The organism is Sinorhizobium prairiense (assembly GCF_029201645.2).
Classification (GTDB): domain Bacteria; phylum Pseudomonadota; class Alphaproteobacteria; order Rhizobiales; family Rhizobiaceae; genus Sinorhizobium; species Sinorhizobium meliloti_A.
In genome coordinates, this window is record NZ_CP104131.1 from 598,816 (window position 1) to 623,978 (window position 25,163).

Here is a 25,163-nt window from a genome sequence, read left to right on the forward strand (position 1 = left end):
CTTATCCGCGGTTGCCGGGTTCGCTGAGGAGCGCCCGGCGGCCGAAAAGCCTTGCCGGCACCTGCTCCTCGAAATCCAGAAAAGCTGAACCAAATCGCGCGGCCCCCGCGGCATCGCCATCGCAATGTCCCGAATGATCGGCTATTGCTGCGGCAGGCTACGCTCCAGTGACGAAGAGAAGCTGCACATGATTTTGAAATCGCATTCCATCAAGACCGGCATGCCCGAAGCGGCTGTGAAATATCAGCCCTATCCGCAGATCGCGCTGCCGGATCGCACGTGGCCGTCGAAGGCGATCACCGAGGCGCCGATCTGGTGTTCCGTGGATCTTCGCGACGGCAACCAGGCACTCGTCGACCCGATGGGTCACGACCGCAAGGCGCGCATGTTCCACCTCCTCCTGGACATGGGCTTCAAGGAGATCGAGATCGGCTTCCCCTCCGCGTCGCAGACGGATTTCGATTTCGCCCGCTGGTGCGTCGAGGAAGGCAACGTCTCCGAAGACGTGTCGCTGCAGGTGCTGGTACAGTGCCGGCCGGAATTGATCGCGCGGACCTTCGAGGCGCTTGAAGGTGCGCACCGGCCGATCGTGCATTTCTACAATTCGACGAGCGAGCTGCAGCGTCGCGTCGTCTTCGGCAAGGACGTGGCCGGCATCAAGCAGATCGCGACCGACGCCGCCAAGATGATCACCGACATGGCCGCGAAAGCGGGCGGCGGTTATCGTTTCGAGTACTCGCCGGAAAGCTTCACGGGCACCGAACTCGAAGTGGCATTGGAGATTTGCAACGCCGTGACCGAGATCGTCCGGCCGACGGCGGACAACAAGCTCATCATCAACCTGCCCTCGACCGTGGAGATGGCGACGCCGAACATCTATGCCGACCAGATCGAATGGATGTGCCGCAATCTCGACAATCGCGAGAACCTGATCGTCTCGCTGCATCCGCACAATGACCGCGGCACCGGCATTGCCGCAACCGAGCTGGGGCTGATGGCGGGCGCCGACCGTGTCGAGGGGACGCTCTTCGGCAATGGCGAGCGCACCGGCAACGTCGATGTGGTGACGCTGGCGCTCAACATGTTCACGCAGGGCGTCGATCCCAAGCTCGACTGCTCGGACATCGAACGGATCAAGGAAGTCTACGAATATTCCAACCAGATGGTCATTCCGGAGCGCCACCCCTATGTCGGCGAACTGGTTTACACGGCTTTCTCCGGCTCGCATCAGGATGCCATCAACAAGGGCATGAAGGCAATCAAACAGGCGAACAAGCCGACCTGGGAGGTACCCTATCTGCCGATCGATCCGCGCGATGTCGGACGCAGCTACGAAGCGATCATCCGCATCAACTCGCAGTCGGGCAAGGGCGGCATCGCCTATATCCTGCAGGAGGACTACGGGATCAATCTGCCGCGCAATCTGCAGATCGAGTTCCGTGAGGAAGTCCAGCGCATCACCGACGAGGAAGGCAAGGAGCTGCCCTCGAAGCGCATCCATCAGCGCTTCATCGAAAGCTATGTCGAGCAGCCGGGCGCGCGCATCAAGTTCGTCGACCATCACACCTACCCTGTAGGCGAGCACAAAGGCTTGCGCGTCGTTGCCGCCGAGATCACGGACGGCGGCGAGACCAGACAGATCGAGGGCAAGGGTACGGGCCCGATCGACGGCTTCATCAATGCACTGTCGATCTATCTCGGCGTCGAACTCTCGGTGGCGGATTACTCCGAGCATTCGCTGCAGCATGGTTCGAACGCCGCTGCGATCGCTTATGTCGAGGTCGAGTATCCGGGCGGCAAGCTCTTCGGCGTCGGCATCAACACCAATATCGTGGCCGCCTCACTGGAGGCGATCGTCTCGGCTGCCAACCGCGTTCTGGACGTGATGGGGAAGTGACGCGCTTGCCCTGGTAGGTGCCCCTTGCCCCGACCCTCTCTCCGCGCGCGGAGAGAGGGGAGACGGTATTGGGCGGCGCTCATTAGCCTGATCTTCGATAGGTGGATCGCGGAAACGCTCCCGACCCTGGCTCATATGCGCTGGCCCTGCCTCCTAGGGGAAGAAGGTCGCGACGGCTCTATGCAGGGCAGCTACTCGGTCTTGATCAGCGTCAAATGTTCGCCGCCACCGTTTCGGCAAGGTCCTGCAGAGCGGGGTCGGAAGACGGACCGATCATCACGAATGAGACGCTTTCCCGTTGCCACGATATCAAGCCGAGGTCGCCGCGGATGGTTTCGGTGAATTCGCCGGATTGTTGCGCGTCGCCTTGCTTGAGAAAGCAGATGGTGAAGACCTCTCCCTCCCGGTCGCGATAGACGAGCTGGGCAACCGGCCTGCCGTTGGCGGCAAGGAGCCTCGCCCCTTCGAAGGATAATCCCTTGCGGGCGAGATCGGGGACAGCGAAGGTCACGCCGACGCTTGCGGCAAGCCAGGTCTCGATCTCGGCCGCCTGCGTTCCCGGCACCTCGACCAGATGCTCCTTCTGGCGCGAATAGATGCGGTGAGACCCGACGATATCGTCGATCCAGGGGCGGTCATCGGCCTGGTTCATCGGCTCGGCGAAGTCCGTGGCGCTGCCGAGAATGAAGCCGGCGGCTCCGCCGAGCAGGAAAAGGGCGGTGGAAGCGGCGAGGATGCGCGGCCAGATGCGAGCGCTTCGTCTTGGAAGGCTGGCCGTCGTTACCCGCTCCGATTTCGGGTTGATGCCGGGGCCTTGCTTTATCTGGCGCACCAGCGCCAGCGGCACCGGATCATGGAGGAAGTTTTCGAAAGCCCCGTTGCCGAAGGCGCTGCCCGACTTGAGCTTGTCGAGCAATGCCCTTGCCTCGTCGTCGCGGGCGAGAAGAGCGTCAAGCTCGGATTTTTCGCTTTCCGCGAGTTCGCCGTCGATATAGGCGGACAACCGCACCTCGAGCGCCAGCCCCTTCGTTTGCAGCAACGGTCAGGCCCTCCTTTCCGTATTTTCGGACAACATGGCCGCGAGCCTGAGCCGCGCCGTCGACAGCCTGCTCATGACCGTGCCGACGGGGATGCCGAGGATCTCCGCCGTTTCCCGGTAGCTGTGGCCTTCGACATTGACGAGGAGGAAGACGCTTGCCAGTCCCTCCGGCATCGACAGGATCATCTTCTGCACCTGATTGGCATAGGCGGCCTTTTCGGCGGTTGCTTCGACGTGCGGTTCTTCCCGCTCGAAAACGTCGACCGCACCGGCGCTGCGCACTTTGCGCTTGCGGATTTCGTCCACCCAGAGATTGCGGGTCATCGCATAGATCCAGCTTTCCAGCCGGCCCTCGCCGTTCCAAAGGTGACCGCGCGCGATTGCCCGCTCGCAAACTTCCTGGACGAGATCGTCGGCATCATTGGCATTGCGGGCCAGCGTGATCGCGAAGCGGCGCAGTTTGGGCAGCAGGCTGACCAAATCCCGTCTGAAATCCTTCATTTCTGCCGCTGGGCGCATTGCTCTTCCAGTAAAACGTGCCGGATCGCCCGTCCATTCGCCATCGGGACGCACCATCAATGATATGGAACATTTGGTCCTAAGTCTGCAAGGGAAGAGCCGGAACGGAAAGAGGTTTTTGCGCCCCGGCAACCGGTTTTCCCCACGCCGCCGCGCGTCCTTGAATCGGCCGGGACCGAGAGGCTTCCGGCGGTTCAGAAATACGTCGTTTCGGCGAGCACCACGCCGGTCGCGTCCGGGTTGATCGCGTAGCGCTCCCGGGTCAGCCGCCAGTCTCCGGGCTCGCCGTCGACGGAAAAGAGATTATAGGCGGCGACGGGCTTGCTGCCTCCGGGACCCTGCGAGGCGGATGCGATGCCGACGACCGGCACCGGCCCCGTATGCCCCTTGAGCCAGTGGAGCGTATTGAGATGCGTGTGGCCGTGCAGAACCAGCTCGGCCCCGCCGGCGGAGATGGTGGCAGCGAAACGGCGGATGCCGATCATGCGCTTGTGCATCGAGGTCGCGCCGCGAATCGGCGGGTGATGGATCATGACGATGCGGAACAATCCGGCTTCGCCGGCCTGGCGAAGGAGGTTGACCGTCGCGCGCGCCTGTCGCGGCCCGAAATAGCCGCTCGCGGCGAAAGGGGGAGTGGCCACGGCCGTCGAGCAGCCGATGAGCGCCACCCTGCCGCGCACCCGCATATAGGGAAAGCAGGCATGCTTCTTCATCCAGCCGCTGGGGCCGTCGTCGCCGCGCATGAAGGGATACCATGCATGCGTGATCTTCTCGTATGCGCCGGGCACGTAGGCGTCGTGGTTGCCCGGAACCACCGAGATTTCATTGGGGTCGCCCGCTTCCGCGAGCCATTCGGTAACCGCCTCGATCTCGAGCGAAGAGGCGAGGTTGACGAGATCTCCGGTGATCGCCAGGTGATCCGGATTGCGCACCTCGATGTCCTGCATCAGGCAGTCGAGCGTCCCGGGAAAGAGATGGCGCACCCTGTTCCTGTGCCAGTTGACGAAACCGGTGATCCGCTTGGAGGCGAGTTCGCGGAGGGAGAGATCGGGCAAAGGCCCCAGGTGGACATCGGATATATGCGCAAGTTTGAACATTAATCTCGTCTAGCGCATATTCCCGGGAAGGGGAATCAGTAATGGACTATTCCCGGAAACCGTGAATGTGAGGAGAAGGCGTATGGACGAGAGCCGCGGGCCGGAGATACCCTCCTGGCGGCTCCGCTTTCTGACGCGGTTTGCCCATGTTTATTTCGCCCTGGCCCGCGGCATGACGCTCGGCGTGCGGGCTGCCTGTTTCGATGGTGAGGGGCGGGTCTTTCTCGTAAGGCATTCCTATCTGCCGGGCTGGCATCTTCCCGGCGGCGGACTCGACCGCAACGAGACTGCGGTGGAGGGCCTGGCCCGCGAACTCAGGGAGGAGGGCAACCTCGTGCTGACGACGGCACCGCTGCTCTTTCAGGTCTACTACAACCGGCGCACCAGCAAGCGCGATCACGTCATCTTCTTCCGCTGCGATAATGTCCGCCAGGAGCGGCCGAAGCGTGCGGATCTCGAAATCGCCGCGGCGGGCTTCTTTCCGCTCGACGACCTTCCGGCGGACACGACGCCTGCGACCCGGCGCCGGCTGGCGGAGCTCGCTGGAAGCGCGGCGCCCGATACGTTCTGGTAGGCGACCGATCGCGTCGGATCGCCCCCTTAGCCGCCTGCTTGTCCCTTCTCCCCAGCAAGCGGGTGATGGGACAAGCGGCTAGCGCCCATTTTCTCTCATCCCTGTTCAGAGGTTATCCCGCCCGTGCGGCGCTCCAAGGTCGAGCACCGGACCCGCCGGCACGATGCCCGTGGGATTGATCGTCGTATGGCTGCGGTAATAGTGCTGCTTGATGTGGTGCATATTGACCGTCTCGGCGACGCCCGGCACCTGGTAGAGCTCGCGCAGATAGCCGTAGAGATTCGGATAGTCCGCAATGCGGCGGATGTTGCATTTGAAATGGCCGACATAGACCGGATCGAAACGGACGAGTGTCGTGAAGAGCCGCCAATCGGCTTCCGTCAGGCGGTCTCCCGTGAGATAGCGCTTCGACGCGAGGCGGTTCTCCAGTTCGTCCAGCATGGAGAAGAGGGCGGCGACGCTCTCCTCATAGGCCGCCTGGCTGGTTGCGAAGCCGGCCTTGTAGACCCCGTTGTTGACCGCGTCGTAGATACGCGCATTGAGCGCGTCGATTTCGGGACGCAGATCTTGCGGGCAGAAATCTGCCGTCGAGCCGGTCAGACGATCGAAGGCCGAGTTGAACATGCGGATGATTTCGGCGGACTCGTTCGAGACGATCGTGTTCTTCCGCTTATCCCAGAGGACCGGCACCGTCACCCGGCCGGAATAGACCGGGTCGGCGCGCAGATAGACTTCCCAGAGCATGCGCGAGCCGAAGAGGTGATCGGCGGTGCCGCCGTTCTCGCCCTCACGGTCCTCTCCCTTGAATTCCCAGCCGTTGGCCAGCATTAGCGGGTCGACGATGGAAAGCGAGATGAGGTCTTCGAGCTTCTTGAGCTTGCGGAAGATCAGCGTGCGGTGCGCCCAGGGGCAGGCAAGGGACACATAGAGATGATAGCGGCCCGCTTCGGCCTCGAAGCCGCCTTCGCCGGAAGGGCCGGGCGATCCATCTGCCGTGATCCAGTTGCGGAACTGCGATTCGCTGCGCTTGAAATGACCGTTCGTCGCACGCGTGTCGTACCAGACATCCTGCCAGACGCCATTCACGAGCCTACCCATAGGCCAACTCCTTTCGATCGTTTGCTGACGCCATAATTAGTGCTGAGAACCGCGGCCGATAGATGTGAAATTCCGAACAGTGCGTTTTACCCTTTGACTGGCAGCATTTTTCTGCTATCGGCGAAACGGTAGCTCTTTCATCTGGGAAACGATCACAACAATGATCCTGTCGGGAAGCCTGCGACGACGCTGATGCTGCAAACGCCCATTCGGGGCGAGCCATCCTCCATGTCCGTTCGCATGCCGGTTCTCGACACATGAAAAAGCACGATCTCGTCTATCTGACCGAAGACGCATCCCACGACGCAGCCATCGAAATCATCAATGAAGAGGCGTTCGGGCCGGGTCGCTTCACCCGCGCCGCCGCGCGGATTCGCGAGCAGGGGCCCCATGACCGGGCGCTCTCCTTCATCTGCGCCGATAACGGCGAAACGATCGCGTCGGTCCGGATGACGCCGGTAACGGCCGGTTCGGTGAAAGGACATCTGCTCGGCCCGCTTGCCGTCCGGCCCTCGCACAAGAACCAGGGCATCGGCCGGGAACTCGTCCGTATTGCAGTCGAAGCGGCGCGCCGCAAGGGCACCGAAGCGGTTATCCTCGTCGGCGATCCGCCTTATTACCAGCCGCTCGGTTTCGAGAAGGTACGCCAAGGCGCGCTCCAATTCCCGGGTCCCGTCGATCCCGCGAGGGTTCTCGTCGTGCCGGTCGCGCCGGACGTTCACGCCCGGCTTGAAGGCGTGATCGCCTGGCGGGATGACGGCGCCACCTGCCTCACTGCGCGCACGGAGGCGCAAGGGGCGGCTGCCTGATCTCTGGACGTCGGCTATTCGTCGTCCTCGGCCCGAGAATGGCGAAGCCGTGGCCTCGTCGACGTTCACCGGCCCTCGCGATACCAGGTAGCGGAGATGAGGAAGAGCAGTGCCGCCAGGCCGAAGAGCTCCGCGAACAGCGAAAGGGAATCGATGCCCTTCAACACCGTCTCGTCGGTCATGCGCAGCGACAGGCGCTGATCGTCGGCCACGCGGACGGCGCCGCGAACCGGGAGGATAGACGGGAGGTCGACGGGTCCGTCGGCGCTGGCCAGACGGCGGACCAGGCCCTTCGTCTTCTCCGCCCAGGGTTTGATCTTCTCCTCCGTGGAAATCGCCGCCTTGAATTCGGGCGCATCGACGTTGCCGACATGGACGAGCGTCGTCAATTCGTCGTTGGCAACTTCGAAGAGGCCGATTTCATTGGTCTCGACCTCAGCCTTGTAGAGCCCCGGCTCGCCTTCCGTGAGCGTGACTTCCTGGGTCCGGCCGGAAGGATAGGTGAGGGTCGCCTGGCCGGGATCTCCTTCGATCGTCTGGCGCGTGATCTCGAGCGTCCGGCCCATCGCGCGGGCGGTGAGCGCCTCCTCTTCGAGCGCCGGCTCCTGCATAAGCCAATGCGCCGTGCGGCGATAGAGCGAGACATGCGGCCCACCCCCTTCGAAGCCGCGCGCCCAAAGCCAACCCTGGTCGGAGAGCAGCATGGCGACACGCCCCTTGCCGACGCGGTTGAGGACCAGCAGCGGCTTGCCGTCAGCAGCTTCCATTACCGTCTGCCCGAGCGGCCTGTCCACGTCGACGGTACGGAACCAGCGGCCCCAGGCCGGCGGTTCGTCCGCTGCCCCTTCGAGCCCGCGGGTGACCGGGTGCTTCTTTCCTTCCTCCGAGAGCCGGGGAAGAACGCCTTCTCGTTCATGACGCCGGTCGGCGTTGCCGGCAGCACCGCCGCAAGCGGGGTCGCGGCGATCGAATCGTCGCCGGCGTGCTCCGGCCCGGCGGCGATCAGCAGCGCTCCACCGTTCTGCACGTATTGGGCGATGTTGTCGTAATAGAGGATCGGCAGCACGCCACGATGCTGGTAGCGATCGAAAATGATGAGGTCGAACTCGCTGATCTTGTCGACGAAAAGCTCCCGCGTCGGGAAGGCGATGAGCGAGAGTTCGTTGATCGGCGTGCCGTCCTGTTTCTCCGGCGGCCGGAGAATGGTGAAATGGACGAGGTCGACCGCGGCATCGGATTTCAAGAGGTTGCGCCAGGCGCGCTCGCCCGCATGCGGCTCTCCCGAAACGAGGAGCACGCGAAGATTTTCGCGGATGCCGTCGAGCACATGCACGGCGCGGTTGTTCGTCTCCGTCACCTCGCCGGCAACCGGATTGACGGCGAATTCCAGGATGTTGTTGCCGCCGCGCGGAACGGTGAAGCTGAACGGAACGTCTGTGCCGGGCTCCGCCTGCTCCGTGGCGATCTCGTTGCCGTTCAGGCGGATCGTCACCTCGGCGCTGCCGCCGGGAGCCGCGCCGTCATCCACGACCCGAAAGGTCATTCTCTGCTGTTCGCCGACGATGCCGAAGCGGGGGGCGCTGACGATTTCGATGCGCCGGTCGAACTCGTCCGGCTTGCCGCTGATCAGGGCGTGGACGGGTGCATCGAAGCCGAGCTTCTGGTTGACGTCCGGCACGTCGTGGATCTGGCCGTCGGTAATGAAGATGGCGCCGCCGACACGGGCGGGCGGCACGTCTGCGAGTGCCGTTGTCAGGGCGCCGAAGAGCCTGGTCGAGGGCGCCTCGGTTTCCTCGCCGTCGGCGGCTTCGACAATACGCGCCTCGATCTGGGGGAAGCGGGAAAGGCGCTCCTTGAGCCCCTCGAGCGCCTGGTCGGTCTGCGCGCGGCGGTCACCGTTCTCCTGGCTCTGGCTGCGGTCGACAACGACGGCGACGATGGTGGAGAGGGGTTCGCGCTCCTCCTGGAAGAGGACGGGATTTGCAAGCGCGAGGCAGAATGCAGCCAGCGCCGCCGCCCTGATCCAGGCTCCCCGAACGCCGCGCCAGATACCGAGTGCCGCCAGAACAACTGCGACAAGCGCCAGTGCCCCGAGATACGGCCAGGCGAGAAGCGGCGAGAAATCGATTGTCATCGCCGGGTCCTCATTGTCCGAGCCGCTCGAGCAGGGCGGGCACGTGCACCTGGTCGGCCTTGTAGTTGCCGGTCAGCATGTACATCATGATGTTGACACCGGAGCGAAAGGCGTATTCGCGCTGCATTTCGTCCGGCGGCACGGTCGGTAGCAGTGCGACTCCATTCGAATCCACGGCCCATGCACCGGCAAAGTCGTTGCCGGTGATGATGATCGGCGTCACCCCGTCGCCAGGCCGCGCCGGCCGGTTGCTCGGTTCCTCGCGACTATCGAGCTGGGATTCGATCCATAGCGGGCTGCCGGTATAGCGGCCGGGAAAATTCGTCAGCAGATAGAAGGCCTTGGTCAGGACATGGTCGGCCGGAACCGGCTCCAGCGGCGGTATGTCGAGATTGCCGAGGATCGCCTGGAGACGTTCGGTGTTCGCGCTGGTTCCGTTCGAGGAAGAGCCGAGCGAGGAAAACTGATCACGCGTGTCGAACAGGACCGTGCCGCCCGCCCGCATATAGGCATCGATTCGGCTGACGGCTTGCGGGCTCGGCATGGGCGCGCTGGCGGAAATCGGCCAGTAGATGATGGGGTAGAGGCTCAATTCGTCCTTGGAGATGTCAAGGCCGACGGGCGCGCCGGGCTCGAGCGTGGTGCGATAGGTCAGGAAGTCGGTGAGGCCTCTCAGCCCGTCTTCGGAAAGGCGGTCCACCTCTTCCTCGCCGGTGACCACATAGGCGAGATGCGTGGTGTCCAGCCGCTCGAGGATGCGCTGGTCGTCCGGGCGCGTGTCGTCGGCAAAGGCCTGCGGCGGGGCGAGGAAGACGGTTCCGGCGAGGACTATGATGATTGCCGAAGCGGCCCTTGCCATCCGAGCGCGTGAAAATACGCCACCCATGAAGAGCACGATCAGAGCGTCCGCGAGCAGCAGCAGGAGGGCGAGCGTCATCAGCGCCGGCTTCAGCGACCAGCTTTCCGTACCGGCCAGCCGCTCGGAGGTATGAGGGCCGGCGGCGGTCATGTCGATCCGCTTGAGCTCGGCGTCGCGCGGCAAGAGGTTGAGCGCCGTGAAGCCGTCCTCGGACCCGTAGAGCCCCGGAGGATTGTCGGCTGTCGCGACCGGTGCCTTGCCGGGCACGATGTCGAGGGGACGGGCATTGCCCGTCTCGGCGACGAGCACGCCATCGGCGTTCAGAAGCCGGTAGGGCGGCAAGGTCTGCGCCTTCACGGCCTTGCCGTCGCTGGCGATACCGCCGCCGCGCGAGAGTTGGACACTGCGGCGAAGCATTTCAACGAAATGGCCCGAGATCGGCAGGTTCGACCATGTGGCCTCGGCGCTGACGTGAAAGAGCACGATGCGGCCCGCCCCGCGTGTCGCGGTCGTGACCAGCGGTGTGCCGTCGGCGAGGTTTGCCCATGTGCGCTCCGCCAGATCGGCTGTCGGTTCGGCCAGAACCTGACGCTTGACGAGAATGTCGGTGGGGCGGGCCATGCCGGCGAAGGGACTGTTGCCGGGATAATCGGCGAGCGGCTGCGGTTCGGACCAGGAGAGCGCGCCGCCGAGCGCCCGTTCGCCCTGGCGAAGCGTGACCGGGACGAGCGGATCGTCCGCAGGTGCGGCGGCCAGGCGGGGGCCGGCGAAGCGGATCAGCGTGCCGCCGTTGTCGATCCATTTCGCAAGCAGGGGATAGGTCTCTTCCGGCAGCCGTCCGATGTCGGCCATGATCAGAACCGAGGGGCGCTGCTCGAGAAGCTCCGGAATCGCAACGGCAAGATCGTTCTGGCGGGGCTCGACGAGATCGGCATAGGGGGCGAGCGCCCGATTGATATAGTCGAGCGGCGAGAGCAGCGGCTGCGACAGGTCACGTGCCTCGCCGCTCAGTAGAGCCACGCGACGGCGGCGGAAGCCGTCGTCGAGGAGATGCTGGGCGCCGGCGGTCGCGGCTCCTTCGATGCCGATGCGGGCGAAGTCGTTGCGCAGTTCGAACGGGGCCTCGATCATCCCCTTGGCGGTTGCTGCGCCGGGTGCGAAATCGATCGCCCCGCTGGCGATCGCCCGGCCGCGGGTATCGAAGGCAACGATGGGCAGGGAACGGCCATCGTCGGTCTTCAGCCGGCTCGCCGTCACCGACATGCCGCCGGACTCGTTGCTCGTCGCAGTGAGTGCCACGGCCTCGCTGCCGTCCGCTTCGATCACCTTGAGACCGGCCGCGCCGATCCCGGCCAGCGCCTCCATCGTCTTGCCGTCGCCCCCTTCGATGCCGTCGGTGATGAAGGCGACCGTTCCGGGAGGAGCGTCTTCGAAGGCCGCTTGCAAGGCCGCGATTGCGGAACCACGGTCGGCGGACAGCGGCTCGGGTCTGGCCGCCGCCAGCCGGTTGCGCGCAGTGCTCGCCGATCCCGGCGTCGCGTCGTGCTGGCGCTCTCCGGTGAAGACGATCGAAATCGCAACATCCTTCGCCTCGGCGTCGTCGATCAGCGCCGAGGCGGCTTCGACACGCCGCTCCCAGTCGGGCGCCGTTGCCCAACTGTTGTCGATCAGCAGCGCCAGGGGCCCGGAGGTCGCAAGTGTATTGCTGCGCGGGTTGAAGACGGGGTCGGCGATCGCGAAGATGACGGCCGCGGCCATCAGCATCCTGAGAAGGGTCAGCCACCAGGGGCTTTTCGAGGGTGTCTCCTCGCGCTTCATCACCGAAGCCAGGATGCGCAGCGGCGGAAAGATTTCGGCCGCAGGTCTTGGCGGCGTCATGCGCAGCAGCCACCAGATCACCGGCAGTGCCACGAGTGCTGCCAGAATGGCGGGGTTGGCAAAAATGAAAGAGAGGCCGCCGATCATCAGAGCCCCCCATGGGCCGCTCGGCCCGGCATGCCTGAAAGATGCATATGCACCGTGACCAGAGCTTCCGACGCCGCCCGATCCGTTCTGTGCGGAATGAAGGTCCAGCCGAGATGGCGCAGGCTCGTGCCGAGGCTGTCGCGGCGGGCGCGATAGGCACGCTGGTAGTCTTCGCGCAGGATCTCGGCACGTCCCGCGGTCAGCTTCTCGCCGGTTTCAGGATCGGTGAACTCGGTTCTGCCGGCATAGGGGAAGACCTCCTCCGCCGGATCGGCGATCTCCACGACATGGCCGCGCAGGCCCCGGCGGGCGAGCGGTCCAAGTCGTTCCATCACCCGGTCGGCGGGGTCGAGAAAATCGCCGATCAGAACGAGGTCGCTGGCGCCGCGGATCATTGCGGTATCGGGCAGGCCCTCCGAAAGCGGACTATGCATGATTGCGGTTGCCAGCCGCTCGGCGGCGTTGCGTGCCGAAACCGGCTCCATCACGCCCGGGCAGCCGATCCGCTCGCCGGAACGGGCGAGAATTTCGGCGAGCGCCAGCATCAGCACCAGAGCGCGGCTCTCCTTCGAAACGGCGCCGAGCGTCGATTTGTACATCATCGAGGGCGAGAGATCGGCCCAGAGCCAAATCGTGTGCGCTGCCTCCCATTCGCGGTCGCGGACATAGGTGTGGTCGTCCTTGGCGGAACGGCGCCAGTCGATACGCGAGAAGCTTTCCCCGTCGCTGTAGGGGCGGAACTGCCAGAAGTTCTCGCCGATACCGCGCTTGCGCCGGCCGTGCCAACCGGTGATGACCGTGTTGGCGATCCTGCGGGCCTCGACAAGACAGTCGGGCACCAGCATCGCGCGCTGCTGCGCGCGCGACAGGACCTCACCGGAAGGGGTACGCGCGACAATGTGCCCGATCGAGGCCATGCGTCAGCCCTTGGCCCGCTTCACCAGGTCGGCGATGACGTCGCGCACCGACATGCCCTCGGCGCGGGCGGCGAAGGTCAGCGCCATGCGGTGCTGGAGAACCGGCTCGGCGAGCGCAAGGACGTCGTCGATCGAAGGGGCAAGCCGCCCGTCGTAGAGCGCGCGGGCGCGGGCGCAGAGCATGAGCGCCTGTCCGGCGCGCGGACCCGGCCCCCAGGCAACGTTCTTGTCGGTGTCGGCATTGCCGTTGCCGGGGCGTGCGGAACGAACGAGCGCCAGGATGGCGTCGACCACCTTCTCGCCGACAGGCATCTGACGGATCAGCCCCTGGATCTGCTGCAGGCGGCCTGCGTCGATGACGGGCCGCGCCTCGGTTTCTGCGAGTCCGGTCGTCTCGAGCAGGATCTGTCTTTCGGCGGCAAGCTCGGGGTAGCCGACATCGACCTGCATCAGGAAGCGGTCGAGCTGGGCTTCGGGCAGCGGATAGGTGCCTTCCTGCTCCAGCGGGTTCTGGGTTGCGAGCACGTGGAACGGTTGTGGCAGGTCCTTGCGGTCGCCCGCGATGGTGATGTGATACTCCTGCATCGCCTGCAGCAGGGCCGACTGCGTGCGCGGCGAGGCGCGGTTGATCTCGTCGGCCATCAGGAGCTGCGTGAAGATCGGGCCGGGAATGAAGCGGAAGGAGCGATGACCGGCCGCGTCCTGGTCCATGACTTCCGAACCCAGGATATCGGAGGGCATGAGGTCGGGCGTGAACTGAATGCGGCTGTTGTCGAGCCCGAGAACGATGCCGAGCGTGGCGACGAGCTTGGTCTTGGCAAGCCCCGGAACGCCGACAAGCAGCGCGTGCCCGCCGGAAAGTACCGCGAGCAGCGTTTGTTCGACGACGCTCTCCTGACCGAAAATGACCTTGCCGATCTCGGCGCGGACCAGCGCGACCTCTCCGAGCGCCGCCTCGGCTGCGGCGACGATCGCCTTTTCGTCGGCCAGTTCGGTCGCGCCTCTCATTACACTCATTGCAAGTCTCCCGGTCGTCCGCTTCTGGATCGATCGCCGATGCCGGCTGTCCAGTTCCTGTTTTTCAATTTAGACCCCGCGGGGCGGCTGACAAGCCGCCGCCGTCGCACTATCTCGTGAGCTTGACACCAAAGCCTGAAGCATTGCGTTCCAGGCGCGAATGCGGACATATGCGCCGAAGCGAGCTTGTGGTGCATACCCGACGCTACAGCGCCGCGTCTTATCAGACGCGCTAGGCTTGCTGTAGCACTTTTAACTGCTGCATGCGTTTGTCCCCGATCGGTCACGAACAAGGACATGCAGCAGGCAACGGCGTCATGCTTCGGATGCAAGATCGAGACCAAACGGGACGGAACAATGGCAGAAGCCAAGATTCAGCAAATGGGCGATCCGGCCGGCCTGGCGGCGCTGATCGCACGCGCTGCCGGGCAGACGGGCGGCGAGGCGAGAGGGTTGCCGCCGGTCGACCGCTGGAATCCGCCGTTCTGCGGCGACATCGACATGGAGATCCGCGGCGATGGAACCTGGTTCTACATGGGCACGCCGATCGGCCGGCAGCCGCTGGTGAGGCTGTTCTCGACCGTGCTTCGCAAGGACGAGGACGGCAAGACCTATCTCGTCACGCCTGTGGAAAAGGTCGGCATCCGGGTCGCCGACGCGCCGTTCATCGCCGTGGAGATGAGCGTGACCGAGAAGGAAGGCGAGAATGTGCTGACCTTCCGCACCAATGTCGGCGACGTGGTCGAGGCGGGCCCGGAGCATCCCTTGCGCTTCGTTATCCACGGCGACAATCGTGAACTCAAACCCTATCTGCATGTGCGCGGGCGGCTTGAAGCGCTCGTCTCGCGACCGGTGATGTACGACATCGTCGAGCTCGGCGAGACCATCGCGGTGGAAGGGGTGGAGATGTTCTGCGTCAGATCGGCCGGAGCGATCTTCCCGATCATGCCCGCGGCCGAGCTGGAAGCTTTGTGCCGATGAACGGTCACCCATACTCCGCCGACGAATTCCGTCGCCGCGCGCTGCAGCAGGCGGGGGGGCCGATCGAGACTGCCTGGCGCGATCACGGCGATTTCCTGCTGAACCCGGGCATCGTATCCTATCTCGAGTCCCTGCATCTGAAGGACGCCGCAGTCCTCGTCCCCGTCGTCGACGACGGCGAAGACGCCAACGTCATCTTCACCCAGCGCACCTCGAATTTGCGCAAGCATTCCGGCCAGGTCGCCTTTCCGGGCGGTGCGGTGGATCCGGAAGATCACTCCATCGAAGTCGCCGCACTGCGCGAGGCTGAGGAGGAGATCGGGCTCGATCCGCGTTTCGTCGAGACGGTCGCGCGACTGCCGCATTACATGGCCATGTCCGGCTTCCGCATCACTCCGGTGCTTGCGGTGGTTCAGCCCGGCTTCGTGCTTGAGCCGAACCCGGAGGAAGTGGAGAGCGTGTTCGAGGTGCCGTTGTCGTTCCTGATGAATCCGCGAAATCATGGACGGGGAAGCAGTCACTGGCAGGGCGCTGAGCGCCATTTCTATCGTATGCCCTATGGCGAAAGGAACATCTGGGGGATCACCGCGGGGATCGTCCGCATGCTCTATGAAAGGCTCTATGCATGACTTCCATTGTCGCCGAGCGCTGGTTCCAGGCTCCTCATCTTCGCCGCATCTTCGACCTGTTGAACGCTGATGGCGGCGAGGTTCGGGTCGTCGGAGGCGCGATCCGCAACAGCCTCATGGGTTTGCCGGCCGGCGACGTCGACCTGGCAACCACCTGGCGTCCCGAGGAGGTGACCGAGCGGGCGGAGGGCGCCGGCATCAAGGCGGTGCCGACGGGAATCGACCATGGCACCGTGACGCTCGTCATAGAAGGTGTTCCCTATGAGATAACGACCCTGCGCCGAGACGTCGCGACCGACGGGCGTCGCGCCGAAGTGGCCTTCGGGACCGACTGGAAAGCGGATGCGGAACGCCGCGACTTCACCATCAACGCCCTCTACGCCGGTGCGGACGGCGAGATCATCGACCATGTCGGGGGCCTCGGGGACATCGAGACGCGGACGGTGCGCTTCATCGGCAGCGCGGCCGAACGCGTGGCGGAGGATTATCTCCGTATTCTTCGCTTCTTCCGCTTCTTCGCCCATTACGGCAGCGGCCGTCCGGACGCCGAGGGCCTGCGGGCCTGCGCCCAGGCCCGCGCGAAGCTCGCGACGCTTTCCGCCGAACGCGTGTGGACGGAGACGAAGAAGCTGCTTTCGGCCGACGACCCCGGCCGTGCGCTCCTGTGGATGCGGCAGGCAGGTGTGCTGAGCGAGATCCTGCCCGAGACCGAGAAATGGGGCATCGACGCTATCCCCGCGCTGATCGCGGCGGAGAAGAGTTTTTCCTGGCAGGCGGACCCGCTCCTGAGGCTTGCGGCGATGGTCCCGCCCGACGCTGACCGGCTCGAAGCCATGGCCAAACGTCTGCGGCTGTCCAAGGCGGAGAGCGCTTACCTCGACCGGTTCGCCGAAGCGCCGGAAATCGCCGCTACTCTTGCGGATGCGGCGCTCGAGCGCAGGCTCTATCGCCATGGCGCAGAAGGCATTGTCGTCCGGCTGAGGCTTGCGCTTGCCTCGGCACGCCGCAAGGCCGAAACCGATCCGGCATTCCTTGCCGACAGCGCGTCCTTTCACCGACTCCTTGCACGGGCGGAGAAATGGCAGCGGCCTGTCTTCCCGTTGAACGGTGCCGATGTCCTCAAACTGGGGGTTCCCGCCGGTCCCAAGGTGGGGGAAGTGTTGGCAGAGCTCGAAGCCTTCTGGGTCGAGCGCAACTTCAAGGTCGAGCGGGCGACCCTCGTCGCCCGGCTCGAGTCGATGGTGCGGTCGGGCTGAGACCGGTTCGAGCCGCGGTCAGGCGACCTTGGTTTCGTCGACGATGCGGGCCTTGATGTTGTCGACCATGTTTTCGCGGATGATCGTCTCGCCATGGGTCTCGCGCATGTGCTCGACGACCCGGCGCACGATTTCCGCATCATTGTCAGCGCGGGTGTGCCAAGCGCAACCCGGGACGAGCGAACCGCATTCGAATAGGCGCATGGTGTTCCTCCTTCCTACAATCGGCAAGCCTCCCCTTGAAAAGCCTAGCATCAACCCGCGCTCTCGCCAAATTGTTCCGGCCCGGACCCCGAGCGAAGAAAATCCTGTAAACGGGCGCTTTGTTGGTGCTATGCCTGTGGCAATCGAGGATCCAGCAAAGGCCGCATTCACACATGACCGCTGTTCAATCGGAACTGATTTCAGCCATTCGAAGCATTCCGGACTATCCGAAGCCCGGCGTCATGTTCCGTGACATCACGACCCTGCTCGGCAATCCGCGGGCCTTCCGCCGGGCGATAGACGAGCTCGTCCATCCCTATGCCGGTACCAAGGTCGACAAGATCGCCGGCATCGAGGCGAGGGGCTTTATCCTTGGCGGGGCGATTGCGCACCAGCTTTCGGCCGGCTTCATACCCATTCGCAAGAAGGGAAAGTTGCCGCACGACACGGTGCGGATCGCCTACAGTCTGGAATACGGCGTGGACGAGATGGAAATGCACAGGGACGCGGTCGCTCCCGGCGACAAGGTGATCCTCGTCGATGACCTGATCGCCACCGGCGGCACCGCCGAGGGCGCCGCCAAGCTCCTGAAGCAGATGGGTGCGGACATCGTCGCAGCCTGCTTCATCATCGATCTGCCTGAGCTCGGCGGGCGCAAGAAGCTCGAAGCGCTCGGCGTCAATGTGCGCACGCTCATCGAATTCGAGGGGCATTGAGCCCACAGGCTCATAGGCCAGGATCGAACAGCTGGCCCCGGCCATTCAAGCGAATTCGATGACCTTGCTCTCGAAGCGGATGACCGGCTCGCCGTGCTGGTTCTCGCCCTCGCAGAGGATCGTGTTGATCCGCCAGCCGGGTCGCGAGGCGACGATCCGGGCCTCCAGCAAAGTGACAGCATAGGTGATCGTGTCGCCGGCATAGACCGGCTTCAGCCACCTGAGTTCCTTGAAGCCGGGCGAGGGACCGAGCTTCGGCGCATGCAGTCCCTCGGCTGCAAGGCGGCGGCTCTCGTCTTTCCAGAACCGCAGGAAGCACTGCATCCAGCCGGCGCTGGTATGCCATCCGGAGGCGCAAAGACCGCCGAAAAGCGACTGTTTCGCCTGATGCTCGTCGACGTGGAAGGGCTGCGGGTCGAAATCGCGGGCGAAGCGGATGATGTCCTCCGCGGTGAATGTCAGGCTGCCGGTGACGACCTTGCGCCCGGCCTGGTAGAGCTCCTCCAGCGTCATCATGCGCGCGCCTCCCCATTGCGGCGCCTGAACATGACGGAGCATTCCGAAACCGCCACGGCTTCACCGCTCTGGTTCTCGATCTCGTTGCGAAATTTGACGAAGCCGATCGCGGGCTTGGTTTTCGACGGGCGCGCCTCCAGGACAAGGCTGAAGCCTGAAAGGATATCTCCGGCAAGGACCGGCTTCTTCCACTCCATGAAGTCGATGCCCGGCGACCCTTGCGAGGATGAATTGCCGAGAAAGGCCTCGATCATCATCCGCATGCCGACCGCGCTCGTGTGCCAACCGGAAGCGGCGAGGCCGCCGAGAATGCTGCTCTTGCCGACCTCTTCATCCAGATGCATGGGCTGCGGATCGAATTCGCTGGCGAAGGCGATCATGTCGTTGGCCTGCATCAGGACCGGGCTGTAGTCGAAACGCCGCCCCTGAGTGAAATCCTCGAAATAAAGCATGCCTCATTCTCTCCTTGGGCGACGCGCGTTCCAAGAGAACGCACAAAGGCCGGCCCTTACGTGGCTTCGGTCCGGCTGATTTTCCAGGTTGCGCATGTCGATTGTTCATGCGATCACCTTACCGAAAGTTGTGCGTTGCAGTATTTTCCCGCAAGGATCCGACCGTGACAGATTTGAACAAGGCCCTGGCGGCAGCCGCCGAAAAGGGACTCATATCAGCCGATCGTGTCAATGATCTTGATACTTTTCTTTCGGCGCGGGGGGTGAGTGCAGGCCCCGCAATGGCCGCAGCAAGCCGGCCTGGCGAGACATTTCACGATGCGCTAGCGGCAGAAGAGAGCGAGCAGCCGCGCTTCCTGCGCGGATTCCACGACATTCTTATCACGATCGGCGTGGTGGTCGTGCTTGTGGGTCTCTGGGGCATCGGCGGCACGATCGCCGTGCTGCCGCTAATCATCGTTCTGGCGGAAATACTCGTGCGCCGGCAGAGGCTGGCCTTGCCCGCGGTTGCGCTGACCCTGGCGCTCGTCCATTGGGTCGGGCAGGGAATGTACAACGTCATGGCGGCCGGACAGCCTGCGTGGACGAACGAGACCTATTTGATATTGGCCTATGTCTGCGCTTTTCCAGTCCCTCTGGGGCTGTTTTACTGGCGCTACAGAGTTCCCCTGTCTTTCGCCCTGTTCCTGCTGTCGATAGCAGCCGTGGCGGTCGCCTTCGTTTTCCTCGCTCTGGACAAAGCCTTCGGGGTCGACTTCGTTCTGGAACAGTATCCCCATCTGGTCGCAGCGATTCTTCTCGTGGCGGCGCTGGCGATTTTTGCGCTTGCCATGCGCTACGACATTTCGGACCCGCATCGTCTGACCTTGCGCTCCGACATAGCCTTCTGGCTGCATCTCGCCGCGGCGCCGGCCTTACTCCATGCGATGCTCGGTTTCATCGTCCTATCCGGTCAGGGCGACGTTTGGTGGAGAGGCGAGGGGGGCCTGGGTCAGTCAGCCGCCGTCATTTTCCTCGTGGCGCTTTTCATGACGATCGGTCTGGTGATCGATCGCCGCGCATTCGTGACGTCGGGCCTTTTGTCGCTGGGCGCAGCCATTTGGACGATCCTCCAGAAAAGCGGCGCCTCGCTCGATACCTACGTCTTCATCGCCTTCGCGGTGGTTGGGCTGACGGTACTCGTGATCGGCATTTTCTGGCAGCCGCTGCGCCGCGCAGCGATGAGCCTGCTGCCGGTCGCGATCACCGCGCGCCTGCATGCCGTGCGGTGATCCTGGCTCGCAACGGTTCCGCGCTTACGTATTGAACCGGAAATGGATGACGTCGCCGTCCTGGACGACGTATTCCTTGCCTTCGTCGCGAGCCTTGCCGGCCTCCTTCGCGCCGTTTTCGCCGCCATAGGCGATATAGTCGTCATAGGCGATCGTGTTGGCGCGGATGAAGCCGCGCTCGAAATCCGAATGGATGACGCCGGCGGCCTGCGGGGCCTTGGTGCCGCGCGGGATCGTCCAGGCGCGCGTCTCCTTCGGTCCAACCGTGAAATAGGTGATGAGATCGAGGAGCTTGTAGCCGGCGCGGATCAGACGGTCGAGGCCGGCTTCCTCGAGACCGAGCGCCGCGAGGAATTCCTTCGCTTCCTCTTCCGGAAGCTGCGCGACTTCGGATTCGATCGCCGCCGAAATGACGACCGTTTCGGCGCCCTGTTCCCTGGCCATCTTCTCGACGGCGCGGGTGTGCTCGTTGCCGGTCGCGGCGTCGCTTTCGGCGACGTTGCAGACGTAGAGAACCGGGTGTGAGGTGAGCAGGTTGAGGCTCTGGAGAATGCGAAGCTCGTCGGCGTCGAGCTTGGAAAGCAGGGTGCGCACGGGCTTGCCTTCCTGCAGCAGCTTCAACGATGCTTCCATGATCGGAAGCTGCGCCATCGAACTCCTTGTCCTTGCCGGTCGCACGCTTGCGCGTCTGTTCGGCACGCCGCTCGAGGCTGTCGAGATCGGCGAGCATCAGCTCGGTCTCGATGGTGTCGGCGTCTTCGACCGGATGGATGCGGCCTTCGACATGGGTGATGTCGTCGTCCTCGAAACAGCGCAGCACGTGGACGACGGCATCCACCTCGCGGATGTTGGCGAGGAACTGGTTGCCGAGGCCCTCGCCCTTGGACGCGCCGCGCACCAGCCCGGCGATGTCGACGAAGGAGATGCGGGTCGGGATGATCTCCTTCGACTTGGCGATGTCGGCGAGTTTGCGCATGCGCGGGTCGGGCACGGCGACTTCGCCGGTGTTCGGCTCGATCGTGCAGAAAGGATAGTTCGCCGCCTGCGCCGCCGCCGTCTTGGTCAGCGCGTTGAAGAGTGTGGACTTGCCGACATTCGGCAGCCCGACGATACCGCATTTGAAGCCCATGGCTATAATCCGTCGTTCCTGATTTCTTGAGCGTGGCTATGGGATAAAGGAGAGAGGCGGTCAAGCTTTTCGCGCCGGTCCGCTTGCTCCGGGAGCCGGGTTTCACTTGAATGCCGGGGGACGGAGCGCGATATTGGCGGTAGCGGAGCGAGGAAAAAGGTGGGCGGTTTGCCACCTTCGCCCGCTTGATCGCCAACGCTTTTCTCATGTCATCGACGGCGGATTACCCATGAGCGACAATGATGTAGCCGCAAAGCGCCTGACCAAGCCGAAGCTGGAGCGACCGAAGCTCTACAAGGTGCTGCTGGTCAATGACGACTACACGCCGCGCGAATTCGTGGTCATGGTGCTGAAGGCGGTTTTCCGAATGAGCGAGGAGGCAGGCTACCGGGTGATGATGACGGCCCACAAGATGGGCACTTCGGTCGTCGTGGTGTGTGCAAAGGACGTTGCGGAGACCAAAGCCAAGGAAGCGACCGACCTCGGCAAGGAGGCAGGCTTTCCGCTGCTGTTCACCGCAGAGCCCGAGGAGTGAGGCGGCGGCCTGCGCGTGGAGCGAAACCGCGCATTCCGGTCCCCTCATTTCTGTGCTTGTCACAGGAATCCAGCCAGACCAAGTCCTTGGGCTGGAAAGAGTCTTCCGCGCCGCAGACGCGGCGCTGCTGGATTCCTGTGACGAGCACAGGAATGAGGTAGGAGAGGTGCGGTCCCCCGGCGCGCTTCATAAACCAGGTTGACCATTGCCTCGCATATTCGCAACGGAAGTTGTATTAGCCGCACACCAGGTCCCTCATTCCTGTGCTTGTCACAGGAATCCAGCCAGACCAAGTCCTTGGGCTGAAAGAACTCTTCCCGCGCCGCAGACGCGGCGCTGCTGGATCCCTGTGACGAGCACAGGGATGAGGGGAGGAGAGATTGCAGTCCTCCGATACGTTCCTACGGCGCCGCCCGTCTTATGAGACGCGCAGAGGTCGCAGCGGCGCACGGTCGGTACTCGAGGAATTCAAGCGCATCGCCATGCGTGCCGACAAACCGACGAGAGCTTCAACGCCATTATCCATCTCGCGGCAGCCGTCATCTCAACAGGCCTTAATCCCCCTTCGGCCCGAACATCTTCTTCAGCATGTCGGCCATCGGCCCCGTCGCCGGCAGCTTCTTCGGCTGGGCCGTGACACGCGCCTGATGGACATGGGATTGCCCCGCCTGCTTCTTCGCAGCGACGGGTTTTTCCGCCTCCGGCTTGCCGCCGGTTGCCAGGGCGATCTTGTTCATGATCTGCGAATCCTCGCCCTTCACCAGCATGTCGGCATTGTCGGCGATCGCTTCGAGCAGCGGTGACAGCCAGGGCTGGTCGGCCTTGGCGAAGTCGCCGAGCACATGTGCGTGGACCAGATCCTTGACTCCGGGATGACCGATGCCGAGGCGCAGGCGGCGGTATTCCTTGCCGCAATGGGCATCGATCGACTTGATGCCGTTGTGCCCGCCGTGGCCGCCGCCGGTCTTGATCCGGGCCTTGCCGGCGGGAAGGTCCAGTTCGTCATAGATGACGACGATGTCCTTCGGCGCGAGCTTGTAGAAGCGCATCGCTTCGCCGAGCGCTTCGCCGGAGAGATTCATGAAGGTCTGCGGCTTCATCAGCAGGACGCGTTCGCCGTCGATCTCGCCTTCGGAGATCTCCGACTTGAATTTCCTCGACCAGGCGGAAAAGCCCTGGCGCCGCTGAATGGCGTCGACGGCCATGAAGCCGATATTGTGGCGGTTGCCGGCATATTTCGGGCCGGGATTGCCAAGTCCCGCGATGATCAGCATGCGGCCAAACTCCTGCATTCGCCCTGTGGCGATATATTTGAGTGGCAATCGCCACGCCCAGTTCCCTCAGCCCAAAATCACCGCCATCACCCAAAGTCAACGGCTATTTCCGATACCACTTTATCCGGTTCGCGCGCGGGAGGCAGCATTTGACGGGCAAAAGAAAACCCGCCCCACGAAAATGGGACGGGTTCTTTCACTCGGGGGCGATCCGGCGTGGAACAGGGCGTCCGCCGGAAACAGAGATCAAGCCTCTTCTTCGCCGCCTTCAGCTTCTTCTTCAGTCGGTTCGACTTCCTGCGTGCGGCCGGCGATCGTGGCAACCGTGAAGTCGCGGTCGGTGATGACCGGGGTCGCACCTGCGGGAAGCGCGACGTTCGAAATGTGAACGGTGTCGCCGATCTTGAGGCCGGTGAGGTCGACCGTCAGGAATTCCGGGATGTTGTCGGCGGAAACGTTGAGTTCGACCTCGTGACGGACGATGTTCAGCGCGCCGCCCTGCTTCAGACCCGGCGACTTCTCTTCGTTCTCGAAGCGAACCGGAACCTGTACGGATACCTGGCTGCCCTTGGTGACGCGCAGGAAATCGACGTGCATGGTGAAGTCACGCACCGGATCGAGCTGATAGTCCTTCGGCAGGACGCGGATCTTTTCGCCGTTGACGTTGATCGTCGCAACGGTGGTCATGAAACCGCCGCCGTGGATCTTCATCGTCACTTCCTTGGTGGAGAGTGCGATGGCAAGCGGGGCCTGCTTGTCACCGTAGATGACAGCCGGGATAAGACCGTTGCGGCGAAGTTCACGGGAGGACCCCTTACCAACCCGTTCGCGCGTCTCGGCCTTGAGCTCGTAGGTTTCGCTCATAGGTAGACCTTTCTATGTTGTTTGGAGAGTTCGTCCGTCAAGAATGCGGAAAAACCTGAAGCCGCCATGCGGCTTCATCCGCGTTGCCTCCAAGGGTGTCTGCGCGGACGCGGGGTCCATAACCGAGAACCGGCGCAAATGCAAGGCGCGGCGTCAGGCCCTCTTTTTGGCTAGACGCGCGAGCGCCAGCATGAGGCCGCCCGCGACAAGCCCCCAAAAGGCCCCCGACACGCCGGCGAAACCGACGCCCGAGGCGGTGACGAGAAACGTGATGGCGGCTGCTTCGCGGGTCTCGGCATTCGTGAAGGCGGCAACTGCGGAACCAGAAAAGGCGCCGATCAGCGCAAGTCCGGCAACGGCCTCGATGAGGACCGATGGGGCAAGGCTGACGAAGGTCGTGACGGCTCCGGCCAGGAGGCCGAAGACGACGTAGGCGATGCCGGCATTGATTGCCGACCAGTAGCGGCGCGTTCGATCCGGATGAGAATCGGAGCCGGCGCACATCGCCGCGGTGATCGCCGCGAGATTGACCGCATGTCCGCCGAAAGGCGCGCTCAGCAGCGTGAAAAGCCCGGTCGTGGCGAAGAGGGGACCCGGATCGGGGTGGTAGTCATTCACCTTCAGGACCGCGATGCCGGGAATGTTCTGCGATGCCATCGTAACGATGAAAAGCGGCAGAGCGATGCTGACCAGGGCGGAGGTGCTGAGGGAAGGCGGAACGAACTCGAGCTTCGGAACGAGCGCGGCGGAGAGCCCGGCCACGGCGCCCTCCGGCATCTCGATCCCGAAGGCGACGACGAGAACGAAGGCGACGAGCGCGGCGGGAACGGCATAGAGCCTGCTGAAGCTGCCGACGACGGCCCAGGCAAGAACGATAGGCAGGCCGAAGAGCGGGTTGAAGGCGATCGCCTTGACCGGAGCGAAGCAAAGGCTCAGGAGTACGCCGGCGAGCATCGCGTTTGCCAATGCCGCGGGGATGGCGGACACCATCCGGCCGAGGGGCTTCCACAGGCCGGCGACGATGATCAGCACTCCGCAGACGAGGAAGGCGCCGACGGCAGCGCTGAAGCCGCCTTCCACTGCGCCGGAACTCGCGAGCAGGGCCGCGCCCGGTGTCGACCAGGCGACGCTGACGGGAAGTCTCGTGACGGCGCTGATGACGATAGCGCAGATGCCCATCGAGACCGACAGCGCCATCAGTCCGGAGGCTGCCTGCGTCTCGTTCGCACCGACGCCGGCGAGCCCGTGCAGGACCACGGCGAAGGAGCTGGCAAAGCCCACGAATGCAATCAGCACGCCCATGAAGAGGCTTTGGACAGAGAAATCTCGGAGCATGGCGGACAACCGGGTGTTGCGATAAGCGAGGTTCCGTGTCGAGTAGCATATCCTCGCCGCCTGTCGATACCGATCT

22 protein-coding genes and 2 pseudogenes are annotated in these 25,163 nt (G+C 63.8%); 9 read left to right on the forward strand and 15 right to left on the reverse strand.

Going from position 1 to position 25,163, the window contains the following annotated elements; genetic code table 11:
* The first annotated feature begins 187 nt into the window (after positions 1-187).
* Positions 188-1,897 (forward strand): 2-isopropylmalate synthase, encoded by a 1,710-nt coding sequence (gene leuA, locus N0Q91_RS05530; protein WP_275597538.1) that lies wholly within the window; start codon positions 188-190, stop codon positions 1,895-1,897.
* A 211-nt stretch (positions 1,898-2,108) separates the two neighbouring features.
* Here the strand turns inward: leuA and N0Q91_RS05535 are convergent, their stop codons facing one another.
* The 3 genes from N0Q91_RS05535 to N0Q91_RS05545 form a co-directional block, all read right to left on the reverse strand.
* A complete protein-coding gene (locus N0Q91_RS05535; RefSeq protein WP_275597539.1) occupies positions 2,109-2,936 on the reverse strand; it encodes an anti-sigma factor family protein in 828 nt (275 codons plus the stop codon).
* 3 nt (positions 2,937-2,939) lie between these two features.
* Positions 2,940-3,455, reverse strand: coding sequence for an RNA polymerase sigma factor (locus N0Q91_RS05540; protein ID WP_275597540.1), 516 nt, complete (start codon positions 3,453-3,455; stop codon positions 2,940-2,942).
* Between the two features lie 194 nt (positions 3,456-3,649).
* Complete coding sequence (locus N0Q91_RS05545) at positions 3,650-4,552, reverse strand: metallophosphoesterase family protein (RefSeq protein WP_018095668.1); 903 nt, start codon at positions 4,550-4,552, stop codon at positions 3,650-3,652.
* Positions 4,553-4,634: 82 nt separating this feature from the next.
* Between N0Q91_RS05545 and N0Q91_RS05550 the strand changes: the two genes are divergently transcribed.
* Positions 4,635-5,126 (forward strand): NUDIX domain-containing protein, encoded by a 492-nt coding sequence (locus N0Q91_RS05550; RefSeq protein ID WP_100671842.1) that lies wholly within the window; start codon positions 4,635-4,637, stop codon positions 5,124-5,126.
* 105 nt (positions 5,127-5,231) lie between these two features.
* Here N0Q91_RS05550 and N0Q91_RS05555 read toward each other — a convergent pair whose 3' ends face one another.
* Positions 5,232-6,224 (reverse strand): glutathione S-transferase family protein, encoded by a 993-nt coding sequence (locus N0Q91_RS05555; RefSeq protein ID WP_127710119.1) that lies wholly within the window; start codon positions 6,222-6,224, stop codon positions 5,232-5,234.
* A gap of 257 nt (positions 6,225-6,481) precedes the next feature.
* Here N0Q91_RS05555 and N0Q91_RS05560 point away from each other — a divergent pair, with 257 nt between their 5' ends.
* Positions 6,482-7,033, forward strand: a complete 552-nt coding sequence (locus N0Q91_RS05560) for a GNAT family N-acetyltransferase (RefSeq protein WP_275597541.1) — start codon at positions 6,482-6,484, stop codon at positions 7,031-7,033.
* A gap of 65 nt (positions 7,034-7,098) precedes the next feature.
* Here the strand turns inward: N0Q91_RS05560 and N0Q91_RS05565 are convergent.
* The 4 genes and pseudogenes from N0Q91_RS05565 to N0Q91_RS05580 all read right to left on the reverse strand — a co-directional run bounded on the left by N0Q91_RS05565 (position 7,099) and on the right by N0Q91_RS05580 (position 13,925).
* Positions 7,099-9,167, reverse strand: a pseudogene (locus N0Q91_RS05565) (hypothetical protein).
* Between the two features lie 10 nt (positions 9,168-9,177).
* On the reverse strand, positions 9,178-11,991 hold the full coding sequence (locus N0Q91_RS05570) for a DUF4159 domain-containing protein (protein WP_275597542.1): 2,814 nt from the start codon (positions 11,989-11,991) through the stop codon (positions 9,178-9,180).
* Entirely contained in the window at positions 11,991-12,908 is a 918-nt protein-coding gene (locus N0Q91_RS05575) for a DUF58 domain-containing protein (protein ID WP_275597543.1), read from the reverse strand. The genes N0Q91_RS05570 and N0Q91_RS05575 overlap by 1 nt, the downstream gene beginning before the upstream one ends.
* Before the next feature lie 3 nt (positions 12,909-12,911).
* Positions 12,912-13,925, reverse strand: a complete 1,014-nt coding sequence (locus tag N0Q91_RS05580; RefSeq protein ID WP_275597544.1) for an AAA family ATPase — start codon at positions 13,923-13,925, stop codon at positions 12,912-12,914.
* Positions 13,926-14,282: 357 nt separating this feature from the next.
* On the opposite strand from N0Q91_RS05580, the gene N0Q91_RS05585 reads away from it, so the two are divergent.
* Genes N0Q91_RS05585 through N0Q91_RS05595 form a run of 3 tightly spaced genes read left to right on the forward strand, consistent with a single transcriptional unit; the run spans position 14,283 to position 16,791 of the window.
* Positions 14,283-14,906, forward strand: a complete 624-nt coding sequence (locus N0Q91_RS05585) for a DUF1285 domain-containing protein (RefSeq protein ID WP_275597545.1) — start codon at positions 14,283-14,285, stop codon at positions 14,904-14,906.
* Positions 14,903-15,535 (forward strand): CoA pyrophosphatase, encoded by a 633-nt coding sequence (locus tag N0Q91_RS05590; RefSeq protein ID WP_018095659.1) that lies wholly within the window; start codon positions 14,903-14,905, stop codon positions 15,533-15,535. Before N0Q91_RS05585 ends, N0Q91_RS05590 begins: the two co-directional genes overlap by 4 nt.
* Entirely contained in the window at positions 15,532-16,791 is a 1,260-nt protein-coding gene (locus N0Q91_RS05595) for a CCA tRNA nucleotidyltransferase (RefSeq protein ID WP_275597546.1), read from the forward strand. Before N0Q91_RS05590 ends, N0Q91_RS05595 begins: the two co-directional genes overlap by 4 nt.
* Positions 16,792-16,809: 18 nt before the next feature.
* On the opposite strand, the gene N0Q91_RS05600 is transcribed toward N0Q91_RS05595, so the two are convergent.
* On the reverse strand, positions 16,810-16,995 hold the full coding sequence (locus N0Q91_RS05600) for a DUF1059 domain-containing protein (RefSeq protein ID WP_003534500.1): 186 nt from the start codon (positions 16,993-16,995) through the stop codon (positions 16,810-16,812).
* Between the two features lie 173 nt (positions 16,996-17,168).
* On the opposite strand from N0Q91_RS05600, the gene N0Q91_RS05605 reads away from it, so the two are divergent.
* A complete protein-coding gene (locus tag N0Q91_RS05605) occupies positions 17,169-17,711 on the forward strand; it encodes an adenine phosphoribosyltransferase (RefSeq protein ID WP_028010466.1) in 543 nt (180 codons plus the stop codon).
* A 45-nt stretch (positions 17,712-17,756) separates the two neighbouring features.
* Here N0Q91_RS05605 and N0Q91_RS05610 read toward each other — a convergent pair whose 3' ends face one another.
* Together N0Q91_RS05610 and N0Q91_RS05615 are read right to left on the reverse strand one after the other, a co-directional pair.
* Positions 17,757-18,227, reverse strand: a complete 471-nt coding sequence (locus N0Q91_RS05610) for a MaoC family dehydratase (protein ID WP_100671835.1) — start codon at positions 18,225-18,227, stop codon at positions 17,757-17,759.
* Positions 18,224-18,679 (reverse strand): MaoC family dehydratase, encoded by a 456-nt coding sequence (locus N0Q91_RS05615; RefSeq protein ID WP_100671834.1) that lies wholly within the window; start codon positions 18,677-18,679, stop codon positions 18,224-18,226. Before N0Q91_RS05615 ends, N0Q91_RS05610 begins: the two co-directional genes overlap by 4 nt.
* Before the next feature lie 164 nt (positions 18,680-18,843).
* On the opposite strand from N0Q91_RS05615, the gene N0Q91_RS05620 reads away from it, so the two are divergent.
* A complete protein-coding gene (locus N0Q91_RS05620) occupies positions 18,844-19,950 on the forward strand; it encodes a hypothetical protein (RefSeq protein WP_275597547.1) in 1,107 nt (368 codons plus the stop codon).
* A gap of 24 nt (positions 19,951-19,974) precedes the next feature.
* Here N0Q91_RS05620 and ychF read toward each other — a convergent pair.
* Positions 19,975-21,079, reverse strand: a pseudogene (gene ychF, locus N0Q91_RS05625) (redox-regulated ATPase YchF).
* Between the two features lie 229 nt (positions 21,080-21,308).
* On the opposite strand from ychF, the gene clpS reads away from it, so the two are divergent.
* Positions 21,309-21,614 (forward strand): ATP-dependent Clp protease adapter ClpS, encoded by a 306-nt coding sequence (gene clpS, locus N0Q91_RS05630; RefSeq protein ID WP_028001145.1) that lies wholly within the window; start codon positions 21,309-21,311, stop codon positions 21,612-21,614.
* A 554-nt stretch (positions 21,615-22,168) separates the two neighbouring features.
* On the opposite strand, the gene pth is transcribed toward clpS, so the two are convergent.
* The 3 genes from pth to N0Q91_RS05645 all read right to left on the reverse strand — a co-directional run bounded on the left by pth (position 22,169) and on the right by N0Q91_RS05645 (position 25,087).
* Positions 22,169-22,888 carry an aminoacyl-tRNA hydrolase gene (gene pth / locus N0Q91_RS05635; protein WP_275597548.1) on the reverse strand — a complete coding sequence of 240 codons (720 nt, stop codon included), beginning with the start codon at positions 22,886-22,888 and terminating at the stop codon, positions 22,169-22,171.
* Positions 22,889-23,134: 246 nt separating this feature from the next.
* Positions 23,135-23,752, reverse strand: coding sequence for a 50S ribosomal protein L25/general stress protein Ctc (locus N0Q91_RS05640; RefSeq protein ID WP_018095651.1), 618 nt, complete (start codon positions 23,750-23,752; stop codon positions 23,135-23,137).
* A gap of 153 nt (positions 23,753-23,905) precedes the next feature.
* Positions 23,906-25,087, reverse strand: a complete 1,182-nt coding sequence (locus N0Q91_RS05645; RefSeq protein WP_100671829.1) for a benzoate/H(+) symporter BenE family transporter — start codon at positions 25,085-25,087, stop codon at positions 23,906-23,908.
* Positions 25,088-25,163 lie beyond the last annotated feature (76 nt).

Excerpts from the sequence above, each read along its gene's own strand:
- N0Q91_RS05580 (WP_275597544.1), bottom strand. The coding sequence starts at position 13,925 with ATGAGTGTAATGAGAGGCGCGACCGAACTGGCCGACGAAAAGGCGATC.
- pth (WP_275597548.1), bottom strand. The coding sequence starts at position 22,888 with ATGCTGATCATCGCGGGACTTGGCAATCCCGGCCCGAAATATGCCGGC.
- N0Q91_RS05550 (WP_100671842.1), top strand. The coding sequence starts at position 4,635 with ATGGACGAGAGCCGCGGGCCGGAGATACCCTCCTGGCGGCTCCGCTTT.
- N0Q91_RS05575 (WP_275597543.1), bottom strand. The coding sequence starts at position 12,908 with ATGGCCTCGATCGGGCACATTGTCGCGCGTACCCCTTCCGGTGAGGTC.
- N0Q91_RS05585 (WP_275597545.1), top strand. The coding sequence starts at position 14,283 with ATGGCAGAAGCCAAGATTCAGCAAATGGGCGATCCGGCCGGCCTGGCG.
- N0Q91_RS05645 (WP_100671829.1), bottom strand. The coding sequence starts at position 25,087 with ATGCTCCGAGATTTCTCTGTCCAAAGCCTCTTCATGGGCGTGCTGATT.
- N0Q91_RS05555 (WP_127710119.1), bottom strand. The coding sequence starts at position 6,224 with ATGGGTAGGCTCGTGAATGGCGTCTGGCAGGATGTCTGGTACGACACG.
- N0Q91_RS05570 (WP_275597542.1), bottom strand. The coding sequence starts at position 11,991 with ATGATCGGCGGCCTCTCTTTCATTTTTGCCAACCCCGCCATTCTGGCA.
- N0Q91_RS05540 (WP_275597540.1), bottom strand. The coding sequence starts at position 3,455 with ATGCGCCCAGCGGCAGAAATGAAGGATTTCAGACGGGATTTGGTCAGC.
- N0Q91_RS05600 (WP_003534500.1), bottom strand. The coding sequence starts at position 16,995 with ATGCGCCTATTCGAATGCGGTTCGCTCGTCCCGGGTTGCGCTTGGCAC.
- clpS (WP_028001145.1), top strand. The coding sequence starts at position 21,309 with ATGAGCGACAATGATGTAGCCGCAAAGCGCCTGACCAAGCCGAAGCTG.
- N0Q91_RS05615 (WP_100671834.1), bottom strand. The coding sequence starts at position 18,679 with ATGCTTTATTTCGAGGATTTCACTCAGGGGCGGCGTTTCGACTACAGC.
- N0Q91_RS05610 (WP_100671835.1), bottom strand. The coding sequence starts at position 18,227 with ATGATGACGCTGGAGGAGCTCTACCAGGCCGGGCGCAAGGTCGTCACC.
- N0Q91_RS05640 (WP_018095651.1), bottom strand. The coding sequence starts at position 23,752 with ATGAGCGAAACCTACGAGCTCAAGGCCGAGACGCGCGAACGGGTTGGT.
- N0Q91_RS05605 (WP_028010466.1), top strand. The coding sequence starts at position 17,169 with ATGACCGCTGTTCAATCGGAACTGATTTCAGCCATTCGAAGCATTCCG.
- N0Q91_RS05560 (WP_275597541.1), top strand. The coding sequence starts at position 6,482 with ATGAAAAAGCACGATCTCGTCTATCTGACCGAAGACGCATCCCACGAC.
- N0Q91_RS05595 (WP_275597546.1), top strand. The coding sequence starts at position 15,532 with ATGACTTCCATTGTCGCCGAGCGCTGGTTCCAGGCTCCTCATCTTCGC.
- N0Q91_RS05590 (WP_018095659.1), top strand. The coding sequence starts at position 14,903 with ATGAACGGTCACCCATACTCCGCCGACGAATTCCGTCGCCGCGCGCTG.
- N0Q91_RS05545 (WP_018095668.1), bottom strand. The coding sequence starts at position 4,552 with ATGTTCAAACTTGCGCATATATCCGATGTCCACCTGGGGCCTTTGCCC.
- leuA (WP_275597538.1), top strand. The coding sequence starts at position 188 with ATGATTTTGAAATCGCATTCCATCAAGACCGGCATGCCCGAAGCGGCT.